The sequence below is a fragment of the Gammaproteobacteria bacterium genome (assembly GCA_035546635.1).
GTDB lineage: Bacteria > Pseudomonadota > Gammaproteobacteria > JAURND01 > JAURND01 > DASZWJ01.
This window is the reverse complement of sequence record DASZWJ010000024.1, coordinates 1-13,958: the sequence shown is the minus strand read 5'-3', so window position 1 is coordinate 13,958 and position 13,958 is coordinate 1. Positions and strand designations below refer to the sequence as shown.

11 protein-coding genes and 1 pseudogene are annotated in these 13,958 nt (G+C 41.4%); 7 read left to right on the top strand and 5 right to left on the bottom strand.

The annotated features are described in order from the left end of the window. Positions 1-4: 4 nt before the first annotated feature. Entirely contained in the window at positions 5-1,054 is a 1,050-nt protein-coding gene (locus VHE99_06195) for a hypothetical protein (protein ID HVV68604.1), read from the bottom strand. A gap of 179 nt (positions 1,055-1,233) precedes the next feature. Here VHE99_06195 and pip point away from each other — a divergent pair, with 179 nt between their 5' ends. Beyond that, positions 1,234-2,235: a prolyl aminopeptidase gene (pip, locus tag VHE99_06190; GenBank protein HVV68603.1), complete on the top strand. Its 1,002-nt coding sequence runs from the start codon at positions 1,234-1,236 to the stop codon at positions 2,233-2,235. On the opposite strand, the gene VHE99_06185 is transcribed toward pip, so the two are convergent. Next, on the bottom strand, positions 2,186-3,616 hold the full coding sequence (locus VHE99_06185; protein ID HVV68602.1) for an ATP-binding cassette domain-containing protein: 1,431 nt from the start codon (positions 3,614-3,616) through the stop codon (positions 2,186-2,188). The two genes, pip and VHE99_06185, sit on opposite strands and share 50 nt — an antisense overlap. Positions 3,617-3,876: 260 nt before the next feature. On the opposite strand from VHE99_06185, the gene VHE99_06180 reads away from it, so the two are divergent. Next, entirely contained in the window at positions 3,877-6,051 is a 2,175-nt protein-coding gene (locus VHE99_06180) for a copper-translocating P-type ATPase (GenBank protein ID HVV68601.1), read from the top strand. A gap of 17 nt (positions 6,052-6,068) precedes the next feature. Here the strand turns inward: VHE99_06180 and VHE99_06175 are convergent, their stop codons facing one another. Further along, a complete protein-coding gene (locus VHE99_06175) occupies positions 6,069-6,449 on the bottom strand; it encodes a tautomerase family protein (GenBank protein ID HVV68600.1) in 381 nt (126 codons plus the stop codon). Positions 6,450-6,689: 240 nt separating this feature from the next. Here VHE99_06175 and VHE99_06170 point away from each other — a divergent pair, with 240 nt between their 5' ends. Together VHE99_06170 and VHE99_06165 are read left to right on the top strand one after the other, a co-directional pair. Then, positions 6,690-6,926, top strand: coding sequence for a hypothetical protein (locus VHE99_06170; GenBank protein HVV68599.1), 237 nt, complete (start codon positions 6,690-6,692; stop codon positions 6,924-6,926). A gap of 24 nt (positions 6,927-6,950) precedes the next feature. Continuing rightward, positions 6,951-7,874, top strand: a complete 924-nt coding sequence (locus tag VHE99_06165) for a hypothetical protein (protein HVV68598.1) — start codon at positions 6,951-6,953, stop codon at positions 7,872-7,874. Positions 7,875-8,078: 204 nt separating this feature from the next. Here the strand turns inward: VHE99_06165 and VHE99_06160 are convergent. After that, positions 8,079-8,463: pseudogene (locus VHE99_06160) on the bottom strand (GyrI-like domain-containing protein). 208 nt (positions 8,464-8,671) lie between these two features. Here VHE99_06160 and VHE99_06155 point away from each other — a divergent pair. The 3 genes from VHE99_06155 (at position 8,672) to VHE99_06145 (ending at position 12,630) form a co-directional block, all read left to right on the top strand. After that, the gene (locus tag VHE99_06155; GenBank protein HVV68597.1) at positions 8,672-9,115 is read left to right on the top strand and encodes a hypothetical protein; all 444 of its coding nucleotides are present in this window, start codon (positions 8,672-8,674) and stop codon (positions 9,113-9,115) included. A 9-nt stretch (positions 9,116-9,124) separates the two neighbouring features. Beyond that, entirely contained in the window at positions 9,125-11,746 is a 2,622-nt protein-coding gene (locus VHE99_06150; protein HVV68596.1) for a tetratricopeptide repeat protein, read from the top strand. 182 nt (positions 11,747-11,928) lie between these two features. Then, on the top strand, positions 11,929-12,630 hold the full coding sequence (locus VHE99_06145) for an SDR family NAD(P)-dependent oxidoreductase (GenBank protein ID HVV68595.1): 702 nt from the start codon (positions 11,929-11,931) through the stop codon (positions 12,628-12,630). A gap of 61 nt (positions 12,631-12,691) precedes the next feature. Here VHE99_06145 and VHE99_06140 read toward each other — a convergent pair whose 3' ends face one another. Further along, positions 12,692-13,840, bottom strand: coding sequence for a hypothetical protein (locus tag VHE99_06140; protein HVV68594.1), 1,149 nt, complete (start codon positions 13,838-13,840; stop codon positions 12,692-12,694). Positions 13,841-13,958 lie beyond the last annotated feature (118 nt).

The following is a 13,958-nucleotide window of genomic DNA, read 5'->3' as shown; positions in this document are numbered from 1 at the left end:
AATGTCAACTCCTTTGGTGGTTTATTCCGTTGGAAGCTTCCAGTTCGAATGGCGTAGATTTTAAGGCTGAGGGTTTTTTGATCTCAGATGGTCTGATAAGTGTATGCCGAAAGAAAGTGCATTTATTAAAAGTTGCTTCATCTTGGGAGTTCAAAATTTCCGCTATAACGGCTTGTTTTAAAATAGGACGGAACCTATCCATATTTCCACAAAACGCAACGAGTTTTCTAGGATTTCTGTCCAGCTGATCTATTTCCTCCAGCGCATCAGCTCTTATTAAAATCTCAACAATCACATCCAGTCGCAAGTCTAAAATATTTTGTATTTTATCAACGATACTTGAAGCTTGTTTAGCTGCAAGTCGTCCATTGATTGTATTCGGGATTTTTCGGTGTTTGCTGTCATCAATATCACTAAAAGTGCTGAATGTGACAGAATGGCTGTCACTAGAACTGACTTGTTTTTGCGCTCTTTCTTCGCTCCATTTTTTAGTTTTTCTATATTTTTCTTGCCAAATCATTTCAATCCAGGAAAAAGTTTTTACTAACTCTTCTTTAGTTTTTGCGTTATAGTTCTTAATAAGATACTGGCCTAACACAGAATGTTTGCCCACCCTATCCAATACAGTTTCGGATCTCTGAAAAGGCAGTGAGCTGTTGGGATTTAATTCTGAAATGTAATTGATATTGGCACCATACGCTATTAATTCATCTATAATGGCTTTTTTATCTTCGATGCTTGCCTGGCTTTTGACAACACCCATCAACGGCGTAACGATGGGGTGGGCTCTGGGCATCAGGGATAAATAAGCGGCTTCTACATCCAACTTTAGTTTTGCGTTAGCACCGTGCTTGAGTAGTAAGCGAACCTCTTCTAAATTTCCCTTAAGGCATGCGCGAAATAACAGTTCTTCTTTGTTGAAGCTATTGTTTGGAGGTTTGAATATTGGCCAGGCAGGCGGAGCAGGTGCTGGGCTTGTAGAAAAGTGATCTATACCAATCTCGACATCTTCAGGTTGGTTAAAAGTAAATTTTATTTCGTCAGTGGTTATCATAGATTCATATAGTGAAAGCAAGAATTGATTATGTATACTAATTGTTTATTATTAAAATAATATGAAGATGCTGAGATAGACCGTAACTGCCTGCATTAGATCGTCGCATCCATGCTGGGACGACGTGTAATAACAATAAATCTAAAACCACCTTTTAAAACTAACATTCAGGAACACTCATGTTAAATATAAATGACATTCTTTACCCCGCTATTGAACCTTATCACACTGAGTTAATCAGCGTATCTTCACTGCATACCCTTTATTTTGAAGAATGCGGCAATCCTCAAGGCAAGCCAGTTTTATTTATTCACGGTGGTCCTGGCAGTGGTGTTTATCCCATGCATAGAACTTATTTTAATCCAAATCACTATCGTATTATTTTGGTAGACCAACGTGGTTGTGGTAAAAGCACACCTCATGCTGAGATACGCGATAATACGTTGTCAGCACTTATCGCTGATTTTGAGAAAATTCGTGAACATCTTCGGATTGATCAATGGATGTTATTTGGCGGCTCATGGGGCAGTACTTTGGCACTGGCCTATGCCCAAATGCATCCATCGCGGGTAACCGAACTGGTTTTGAGAGGTATATTTTTAGGGCGTGAAAAAGAACTACGTTTTATTTATCAAGCGGAATGCGGTGCAAGCGAAGTTTATCCAGATGCTTGGGAAGATTTCATTGCTTTAGTACCAGAAAATGAACGTCACGATACGATATCAGCTTACAGCAAATTATTAGCCAACGAAAATAAGGAAATACAATATCAAGCTGCCAAAGCTTGGAGTGTTTGGGAGGCCAATATCAGTACTTTATTTTTTAATAAAAATTTAGTTGATACTTATGGTGATCCAGAGTTTTCCTTAGCGATTGCGCGAATTGAAAATCATTACTTTATGCATCATTTGTTTTTAGAAGCCAATCAATTATTACGTGATGTCGATAAAATTCGACATATTCCGGGAGTTATCATCCATGGCCGTTATGATATGTGCTGCCCTGTAACTAATGCTTGGGAATTACATCGAGCCTGGCCGGAAGCTGAACTTTTTATCGTGCCTGATGCTGGGCACTCGGCGGGAGAGCCAGGTATTGCTTTGCAATTAGTTAAGGCTACGGATCGGTTTTTCAGCGCCGATAAATTCTACCCTCGCCAATCTCATAATAATCCTCTATAGCAATAGCATCTAAAAAATCCATATCGTGCGCAATGACAATCAGTGCGCCAGGATAGTGTTTGAGTACTTCAATCATATGCTGGCGAGTTTCTAAATCCAAATTATTTGTTACCTCATCCAAGAGTAGCAATTCTGGAGTTTGTGCAGCAATGTGCGCTAATGACAAACGGGCTTTTTCGCCACCGGATAACTGGCTAATTGGCGCGTTGACCTCTTCTTTTGAGCGAAATAAAAAATCAGCTAAATGGCGGCGGATTTCAATATGAGAGTGATTGGTCATCAGGCCGCTGATAGAGGTTAGCACGGTGTCGGTGGTAGAGAGTGTTTGATAATGCTGATCTAAATAACCGATCGCATTTAGTTTAGGTAATGACCATTCTCCAGAACGCCTCACGAAAGTTGCACCCATAATGGCTTTAAGTAAAGTAGATTTACCGGAGCCGTTATCGCCCAATAAAGCCACGCGGCTGTTGGCAGTGATGGATAAATAGATATCCTGCAACAACATCGTATCAGCGCTATAACCGATAGCTCCTTGGCTAATGGATAATATTTGTTGATTTTGCGGCGTCGTGGTTATTTGAAATTTGGGAATAATGATTTCAGGGAGATTTAATTCAGCTAATTCTGCTAACAGCGTTTGTTTTTTATCAAAAATCGCAGCTTTTTTGCGGCCGCTGGTTTCTTGAGATCGGCCGGCTTTGGCACGGCTGACTATCGTTGGCCATTTTCTTTGTTCAATACTTTTGGCGCCTTTGGTTTTACTGCCAGCTGCGCGTTGTTGTTCTTGCATGAGTGAATGATGCAAGGCTTTTTGTTGGCGTTTGAGTGCATGGAGGGAAGTTTCAAGCTTTAGGCGCTGCATGTTTCTAGCTTGTTGATAATCGTCAAAATTGCCGGTGAAAATTTGAATTTGACCTTGATCGATATGCCAAAAACTATTGACGCTTTGGCGTAATAGTTCGACGTCGTGTGAAACGATGAGTAAGGTTCCTGAAAAATGTGCCAACCAACGCAGGATATTACGACGATTGCGTTGATCGAGGTGATTGGTTGGTTCATCCAGAAGCAATATATTGGGATTTAGGCTAAGCGCTTCGGTCAGTGCGCTATTGACGCGTTCGCCACCGCTTTGGATAGAAAAATCTTTAATCACTTGTGCAATGTAACCGATGCTCACGTCCTCTGGAATGATAATTTGACCGGAAGTGGCTGCAATTGTACCGCATAATAAATTGAGCAGACTGGATTTGCCACTGCCATTTCTCCCAATGATGGCAATGCGATTGCCGTGATGGATTTCTGTACTAAAATCTTCAAAGCAGGTTTTGTGCGGAAAGGTTAAGCTAAGTTGTTGGATTCGAATGGGTTTGTGCATCATAAACTCTCTTAAAGTGTTTGGGGCAAAAATCAGTGAACGCAGGCGATGCGATTCTGCCCGTGACGGGCAACTTTAAGAGTGGATGTTCATGGTATGATGCAACCTCAAGGAGTAGAGTTTAAATATGAAGTTAAGAGTTTTATTCAAATATTGTGTACAAATAATATCTCAATTTTAGCTATTTTTCAAGGGGTTGCATAATCCTTCACCCCTTGTGGGAGAAGGATTATGCACGAATTCTAAAAGACAGGAAAAAATCCATGGAACCTAATCCTCATCAAAATAAACCAAAACCTAAAATAGAAATTACTGCATCTGACACTGTTTATACTTGCCCCATGCATCCGCAAATTCGAAAAAACCAACCAGGTAATTGTCCTATTTGCGGGATGACGTTGGAGTTAGTCACCTCAACAGCAGATTCAGGTACCCATGCCGAACTTAAAGACATGACACGACGTTTTTGGGTGGGAGTAGTTCTCACTTTACCAGTTTTCATTTTAGAAATGACTAGCCATTTTACTTTGCTTGGCTTGCATCACCTCCTACCATCGACGATTTCAAAATGGATTCAACTGATATTGTCGACCCCCGTAGTCTTATGGGCGGGGTGGCCGTTTTTTCAGCGCGCCTGGGAATCCATTGTGCACCACAGTTTGAACATGTTCAGCCTCATTGCCTTAGGCACAGGCACGGCTTATGTTTATAGTGTGTTTGCTACGCTTGCACCTGGAATATTCCCCGCCGGGTTTCGCGAAATGGATGGTAGCGTCGCTGTTTACTTTGAAGCGGCGACCGTGATTACAGTGCTGGTATTGCTAGGCCAGGTATTAGAGTTGCGCGCGCGTGAACAAACAGGCGGAGCCATTCGAGCCTTACTGAAATTAACCCCCAAAACCGCTCGCCGTTTAACTGTTGGCACAGAAGATGAGGAAGTGGCGCTTGAGGCGATTCAGGTGGGTGATCGTCTACGTGTACGGCCTGGGGACGGTGTACCGGTGGATGGTGAAGTGTTGGAAGGTAAAAGTTCGGTAGATGAATCTATGGTGTCTGGCGAAGCGATGCCGGTGGTTAAACAACCCGGTGATAAGTTAATTGCCGGGACTGTCAATGGCACAGGTTCTTTAGTCATGCGTGCCGACAAAATTGGCGCTGATACCTTATTGGCGCAAATCATCGCGATGGTTGTTGAAGCACAGCGGAGTCGAGCGCCTATTCAGAGAATTGCGGACACGGTTTCCGGCTATTTTGTGCCGGCGGTATTGGGTGTGGCGATTATTGCCTTTATCCCTTGGGCTATTTGGGGACCGGCACCCCCTCTGGCTTATGCGCTAATTGCAGCTGTTTCTGTGCTGATTATTGCCTGTCCTTGTGCGCTGGGTTTGGCTACGCCTATGTCGATTAGTGTAGGTGTGGGTAGAGGGGCAAGTGCCGGTGTTTTGATTAAATCAGCTCAAGCGCTGGAACGTATGGAAAAGGTCAATACCCTGGTCATAGATAAAACTGGCACACTCACCGAGGGTAAACCTCGGGTAACGCAGATTATTTTGGCGCCGGCGTTGTCGGAATCTGATGTATTGGCATTGGCAGCCAGTTTGGAACAAGCGAGCGAACATCCTTTAGCTGCTGCGATTGTCGCTGCTGCAAAAAATCGCGGGATTGCCACTACTTCGCCAACAGATTTTATTTCTGTCACTGGAAAAGGTGTTACCGGTAAAGTTCAAGGTAAGTTTGTCGCATTGGGCAATGCAAAATTAATGACCGAGCTGGGTATAGAACTGGGTAATTTTGAAAACCAAGCCGAAACATTACGAACTGATGGAGAAACTGTGCTGTTTCTTACAATAGAGGGTAGCGCTTCTGGAATTATCGCTATCGCTGATCCAATTAAGCCGACAACCCCAGCTGCTTTACATCATTTGCAGCAACAAAATATACGTATTGTGATGGTCACAGGGGACAATCAAAAAACCGCTGAAGCTGTTGCGCATCAGCTCGGTATTAAAGAAGTTGTAGCGGGTGTTTTACCGCAGGATAAAAACCATATTGTAAAATCACTGCATGCACAAGGCTGTATTGTTGCTGTGGCGGGTGATGGGGTCAATGATGCACCGGCCTTGGCGGAAGCAGAAGTAGGTATTGCTATGGGCACAGGAACTGAAGTGGCGATGCAAAGTGCTGGGATTACTTTGGTTAAAGGTGATCTTGCCGGTATTCTACGCACTATCGTTTTGAGTCGAGCGGTGATGCGTAATATTCGCCAAAACCTGGTATTTGCTTTTGCTTATAATGTGATTGGCATTCCGATTGCAGCAGGCGTGCTCTACCCGTCCTTGGGTTTGCTTTTAAGTCCAGCCATCGCGGCTTTGGCGATGTCGCTTAGTTCCATATCGGTGATTATGAATGCGCTGCGCTTGCGGGCATTTAGGTTTTAATAAATGGGCAGCTTCAATCATACATGAATAAATCTTCCGCCGGCAAATGACCAATTTTCCCAGGTGGTTTCTTTAAAACAGATCATAATATTTTCTGGATCAAAATTAGCTTGTTTCAGAGTATTAATAATATCTGCGACAATTTTTTTCTTCACTTTAACACTGCGACCAACAGAAAGTAGAATTTCGATTAAAACGAAATCGTTGTTGCGCTGCGTGCTGACATCAGGATAGCTTGGGTCAAAGCGAAAATCCACAGCGTCTAATTCGAGTATTCTTTGAAATTTATCATTGTGTGGTACACCAGAGTTTATTAGTGCTTGATGAACTGCATCGATTACTTGAGTTTTAAATTCCGTTGTTTTTGGTTTGAGCATAGTGACGGTAATTAATGGCATGAGTTCTCCCGGTGGTATAAAAATTGTAACTACTTTCTCCCTTTAAAAAAGGGGATAGTGGTAACGAAAAATTAAAATAATTTTAGGTTTAATGTGATGATCTATGAGTAATATCAGCAGGCAGAATCATATCAAACTTTACTTGTATATCGATAATATGCGAACATAAATATAGCATAAGTCATAAAACGTAATCATGAGTATTTGCATAAATAATAATTGAACTCGGAGATTAAGAAAATGTCTAGTAGACCTAATGAAATAAAGCACAAAACAGATTTAGAGGATGTCATAGGAAGGTATACAGAACTATATAAAATAATATATAAGATAGAGAAAAGGGTCAAAGCAGCTGATAAAGAGTATAAACAGACTGAAACCGAAGTTTTATCATCAAAGAAGTTCTCCTCAGAAACATCAATTCCCCCTCCTGATTCCAATAAAGTATTAGAAATAGCCCATAAGTTGTTAGAATAAACGGAAGCTTTCGAAGCCTTCGAAATGGCTAAACGTAATTTTTTGAAAGATGTTTCTAGTGAAGAACGTGAACCTAAGAAAGCATTACTCAAAGAAACTCTGAAAGAGCAAGCACCAGTTCCCATCGAGGAAAAAATGAAGGATTTGAAGGGGAAAGACATATGGACTTATTCAATAGGATCAGCAGTTGAAAGCTCCTTAGTTACTCTTAAAGCAAAAATCCAGCAATTAAGGGGGGAAGCCCAAACAACAGAGGTTGGAGTTTCCGAGGAAGCTAAGATAACATCGGTAATGCAGTCTCTTTTGGAAACACGAAATAAAGATGGCCAGCTTGAAATTGTGCGTATGGCTAAGGATGCATTTACTAATAGCCACCCAGGTGGTTCAATCAATGATAAGAAAAAAGGTTCTCGTGAAGTAGTTAAGGATTTAACCGACAACCTAAGCATTACTTCTGTGCAAGCTGCTGGAATTATTTATAAACATTTAAATGAGAATATAGGAAAAAATCCTATACCTAAGTTTTCGGCAGCTTTGTTAAAATTACTGCACAAACGATTTGAAATAGATGATAATCGAAAAATTTTAGATGCTTTCAGGACATATGTGCCATCAGTTCTAAGTATTCCTACTTCTTCTGCTAGGACTAGCCCGACGACTCCCAGGACTCCTTCTTCTCCCAGTTATTCCTCATCGAGTTTTACAACACCAGATTTACCACCACCATTACCAGCTAGGTCTCCTAAAAGATCAAATGCAGAAGTTACAAGAAAATTAGAAGAGGTCAAAGTCAATTTGGTTAGTAAATTTGGCTTTCCACCATCATCGTCATCTTCTTCTTCAAGTTCAGCAACAATATCAAACTCTGCTTCAAGCTCGGCTAGTGAGACAATGGGAGTAAGTAACAGTGGCTCTTCTCCTGGCTTGGGTGGGAAGGGAAATGATTAATTTGTAAAGGTTCGGTTCCCTACTCAAGATCGCAGGTTTTAAGCTAAAAGCAACGAAAGCTATCCAAAATACTCGTCATCCCGCGACTTGATTGCGGGATCTCAGGCGGACTGCACTCAAGCATTAATTGCTAACTTAAGGATTTTTTTCTCTTGCTAAATTTATGGCTATTCCTCAGCCCGCAAGGGTAAAGGTCTTAAAACTTCAACACAACAAAAGCCAAATTTCTGTCAACGCCTCAGTTTCAGCCACTTCATAATCGAAATTGTAATAACAAAAAATGCAAGGCAAATCGCCTAACTGTTCTCCAGAATTAGGTAACCAATCTCTATATAATGGATAAACAGTCTCGCCAATATTTATGAATAATGGATTGATCCTGATAAATAATCAGCTGGTAGGCCGTGCGTTTTAAACGCAGCCAACGAATATATTGCTGCAAGGATAATCCCGTGAGTGCTGTAAACAAACGGTGGAAGTGAAACTTTGAAACACAAAAAACGGCGCTTAATTGTTCAAGAGACATATCTTTATCTAAATGCTCACCGATAAAAGTAATGACTTTTTCTAAGCGCTGGTGACAGTTCATGTTTTAACTTCCGCCCATTGATTTAAGAACGAGGTAAATATAGCAATGAAATCACAATCAGTTTTGATCGTTTTTGCTAAGTTGAGTGTTTCATGACATATATATTAATAATTTGTTAATTCTGCGTTAGTAATATTCCTTATTGCAAGACTATGTGTTGAGAATTACAAAGCTTCCACAACATTAATGAATTATTAAAGGTATTATTATGTCATCAACAAGTTATGAAAAAATTCCCAAAGATAGAGACAGTGAAGCAATTCAATCCATTCGCGCTGATGCCATTGAATCCTTAGTTAACGCAGATCTTTTTCAGAAAAATCACAGTATCTTTTTTAAAAAATCTTCGATAATTGCAGATTATTTAAAATCTGCACGTAAATATGAGGCATCTGCCGAAATCGCTTTAGACTTATTAAGACTTGAAACGAGTTATCTAGAAAAGAATCCTAAACCCGATTCAAAGACCGGGCTGTTATTGTTAAATGAAATATTGGGATACGGAAATAAAGATGAGATAGAGGAGATGAAAAAAGAGATTCCAAAACTGCCAAGGGAGTGCCGAATCAAATTCTATACCGGAGCCAGTTTAATTACAGCTAAGCGGCTTGAGGTTCAACCAGAAGATAGCAAACATTTTAGGCTTGATTGAGAATTGATAATGAGTGCTGAAGTGAAAGTGATACAAGAAATTCCCAGGATACATTATCTTGATGCTAAAGAAGGCAGAGCTGATCCAGCTGCGCAATGTAATTTAGGTCTTTGTTATGAACGCGGGATAGGAGTTAAACAGGATTATAAGGAAGCGGTAAGTTGGTTTTATCTCGCGGCGGAACAAGGCCATGCCGGTGCTCAGTATCATTTGGGATGCTGTTATAAAGACGGTCTTGGTGTACCAAGCAATCCGTCAAAAGCATTTAAATGGTTACAATTGGCGGCTAATCAAGGCTTTGTTGAGGCACAATTTCTGCTAGGTGACTGTTATTTCCAAGGCCAGGGTGTCGCAAAAAATGAACGAGAAGCTGTTTATTGGTTTTTACTTGCGACAGAGGGCGGTCATCCAGCGGCGCAGTGCTATTTGGGTTACTGTTATGCACAAGGCAAGGGGGTTGAAAAAGATCAGTCAGAGGCTGTGCGTTGCTATAGACTTGCTGCCGAAAAAGATGAGCTAACTGCGCAGTTGAATTTGGGCTTATGCTATGAACAAGGTCAAGGCGTTGATAAGGACTTGAAGCAGGCCGCACGTTGGTATCGTCTTGCTGCTGAAAAAGGCGATAAAGAGGCACAGCACCTTTTAGCCTGCTGTTATGCCGAAGGCAAAGGGGTTATAGCAGACATGAAAGAAGCAGTGCATTGGTTTTTGTCCGCTGCTAAACAAGGCATGGTTGATGCCCAATATGCCTTGGGTCAGTGTTATCTAGACGGCTTAGGTGTGGGAAAAAATCCACAGGAGGCTGTGTATTGGTTGCAGCTCGCAGCTACAGAGGGGGATGCGCGGGCGCAACATAAAATTGCGCATTGCTACAGAACAGGGTTGGGTGTTGCGCAGGATGTGAAAGCAGCTATATATTGGGAAAATTTGGCGGCGGTTCAGGACTTCCCTGAAGCGCAATTAAATCTCGGTTGGTGCTATGAACATAGTTGTGGTGTTCCCGAAGATATGAAGCAGGCAGTACGCTGGTATTATCCTGCCGCTGAAAAAGGTTATGCACCTGCCCAATTTAGTTTAGGTCTTTGTTATGAACAAGGGCGGGGTGTCGAACAAGATAGAAAAGCCGCCATACACTGGCATACGCTTGCGGCTACACAAGGTTTGAAGGATGCACAATACCGTTTGAGCGAATGCTATTTACACGGTCGAGGCGTTGAGATAAACCAAGAACAAGCTCTGCATTGGTTTAATCTTGGCATTGCCCAGGATAATGCTGATGCGCAATTTAAATTCGGCATGTTGTATGCAAGTGGTCAGGATGATGGTCCTGCGGATATGAAGCAAGCTGTGCACTGGTATCATTCTGCCGCAAAGAAAGGTCATGTTGCCGCGCAATATCATTTAGCGCTGTGTTATGAAGAAGGCCGGGGTATCGAAGAAGATAAAAAGACAGCTGTACATTGGTATGAGCAGGCAGCTAATCAGAATCATTCTGGCGCGCAATATCATTTAGGTTGGTGCTACGGAAATGGCCAAGGTGTCGAAAAGGATATGAAACAAGCTGTACGTTGGTATGGTCTTGCTGCCGATCAGGGTCATCCTTTGGCACAATATGCATTAGGTCGCTGTTATGCGCAAGGTCAAGGTGTTAAAAAAGATTTAGGAGAAGCGGTACACTGGTATCGTTTGGCTGCTGACCAAGATCATGTGCCGGCGCAATACCATTTAGGTTTATGTTATGAAAATGGTTGGGGCGTGCCGCGAAATACAACTAAAGCCAAAGCATGTTATCAATTAGCTGTCGACCAAGGCTTGGATGTGCAGTCTGAGTTTAAGCCTTTTTCCATTATCTTTAGATCATTAAAACCAAATCAAATTAAAAAAGATGTCAGTGCACATTGCTTGGACAATTCTGAAAATGATCCTTTAGCCCAATACCGTTTAGCCCTTTGCTATGAGTTTGCTTTAAGGGTTAAAGAAGATATAGGCAAAGCACTTAGCTGGCATAAGCTTGCGGCACAGAAGGGGGTTGCAGCCGCACACTATCACTTGGCTCTCTGTCATGAACAAAGTCGAGGCATACCAAAAGATTTAAAAGAAGCAGTCTATCGATACAGTCTTGCCGCGAAAATGGGGCATGTATCTGCGCAATATCATTTGGGTTTGTGTTATGAACAAGGCCAAGGAGTTAAAAGAAATGTGAGAAAAGCTGCATATTGGTATAAGCGTGCCTCCCAGCAAGGCCATGTGTGGGCAACTTATCGTTTAGGTATTTGTTATGAACAAGGCCGCGGTGTCAAAAAAAACCGGTTGAAAGCGCTAGAACTCTATAATTACCTTGCTACCGACCATGAGCATATAGAGGCGCAATTTAAATTGTTACTGGATGAACGTGGTAGAGTACTAAAGCATGACTCAGAAGCTATTCGGCTTATAGAAATTGCTGCTCGACATGGAAATGAAGATGCGATCACGCTGAAAAAAAATCTAGAACAAGAGCAGAAATTTCAATCATTAAATTTTGCATCCAATCCTTCCCGAATAAAGTTTGAAGCACCATCAAGTTTACCCAGGATATCGGGTGCTAAATCAAAAGGTGAAATAGAAAAAAACTCCTTTGAAATTCCCTAGTATAAGTCTCATTAATCGCATTTCAGGTGACATAGTTCGAATTATGAAATGTCATTTGAGCAATATCCCAGGCGGCAACTGTTGGTGTTGTCGAGGGTTATTTATGCAGGTTCTATCAAAAGTGCTAGAATATTTCACAAAACTCATTAGCTTGAGCAATCAAACTTTAAAAGGAGCAAAACATGAAAAAAGGGGTATGTGTGATTGTTGGCGTTGGACCAGGCAACGGCGCAGCTTTTGCGAAACGATTTGCCAAAGAAGGCTACTCTTTGGCCTTATTAGCCAGATCCACTGATTTTATTCAGCAGCTTGCGATGGAATTGGAAAATACTAAAGCCTATGTCTGCGATGTATCAAGTCATGTTTCTATCGAAAAAGCCTTTGCACAAATTAAGCAGGATTTTGGTCAAATTAATATAGTTATTTACAACGCAGGCAAAGGAGTTTGGGGCAATATTGAAGAAATTAAACCCGAGGATTTTGAGTCATGTTGGCAGGTGAATGCTTTGGGTTTAATGTTGGTTAGTCAACAAGTTCTTCCCATGATGAAACAAAACAAATCGGGAAATATTGTCATCATTGGCGCCACTTCTTCCAAAAGAGGTAAAATTCAAACGGCAGCTTTTGCATCTGCAAAAGCAGCACAACGCAGCCTTGCGGAATCAATGGCTAAGTATTTGGGTCCCTTGGGTATTCATGTGTCTTTAATAATTATTGATGGTGTTATTGACTTGCCAAGTACCCGAAAGAGAATGCCTGATAAACCGGAGTCTTTTTTTATTAAGCCGGAAGATGTGGCAGCCAATGCGTTTTGGTTAACCGAGCAGCCGGTTTCAACATGGTCTTTTGAAGTGGAAATACGGCCATTTGGGGAGGTTTGGTGACAGGAATCACAAAATTATTTTTGACAACTTTATTTAAGTTGATGATGAATAGAGTGACAAATTATGAAAATCGCATATTGCAATGAATGCCGTTCTGCGGTGTAGGCGGCGTGTAAACGGTTTTTGTAGGGTTTTCTGTAGTACCTTTTAATCCAAACATTGCTGGACTTCCTTTTTGGGACAAAACTTGTACTGAAAGTGTATCTCGCGCAGATAAGCTTATCTTTGCTTCATCGGGTATGGGGATATCACTGACGGGCTGTGTCTGTTGAGACAGTGAAGCGGCTGTTTCCTTATTGTCTGCTATTTTAGGCTCAGTATCAGAGGGCTGTATAGTGCTCGCAATGATTTTACTATCCGCTTGGGTTTGTCCAAGTTCATTTTCACGAGCCAATGCCATAGCCTCGCGAAATGATCTTAGGTTTTCCAAAGTACGAAATGGAATGGGTGACAGTTCATGTTTCTCAGGGTGATATGGTTCCAACTGATGATTGGCTGTGCCATTGGATTTGGTACCCCACTTCCAGATCTTTAAATGATCCATTGCATTTTGTTCATTAAGAAAATAGGCTTTATTAGTCCAGGGATCCCAAATTTGCTGTCCAGCATCTGTATTTACTACAACAAAAGTATGACCCTGCACTGCTTTATCAGTTGTAGACTCCTGTTCTTCTTGGTCTTCAATAATTTCAACAAGAGCAGCAGCTCCTTTGTACCCAAGTTGCTCTAAAAAATCTAATACCAGCAATCCCATTTGATCGCAATTGGCCAAGAAGGTAGATTTTGTCGCTACGATATCTGTATGCATCTCGGCTCCATATTCTAATGCTTTTTGGCTGGTGACACGTCCGTGGTGTTTATTCAGCCAATCTAAAGTATCTTGTATTGTCTGTTCATTGTTTTCTAGCAGCGTATTTAGAAAGTCATGTAAATTTTTAAATTCTTTTGGGCTGCGATCATTGTTATCCGGCTCGGTATAGCCATTTTTTCGAAAGCGCCGCGCATAGTCCATCGCCAATTGAGATAGACCTCCTTCAAGTAATCCAACCCTATCTGATTTCAATTTGCTTTCTGTTTTACCCAATATTTCATCCTGCAATTGCGGGTTTTTAGCGATAAAAAAATGAGGATTATCAATTGGAGTTTTTTGCTTCCCCGCGCGAAAATTATCGGATTGTTGCTTTAAATCGTAAACCCCTAATAATCCCACCTAATAACCACGCATCAAACATTTAAACTCTCCAAAATATAAAACATTTTGGAGAAATATATGTCCACAAAACCAGCGCCATTTATTGAGCTAAAAACACCATCCACTTTAAAAAGAT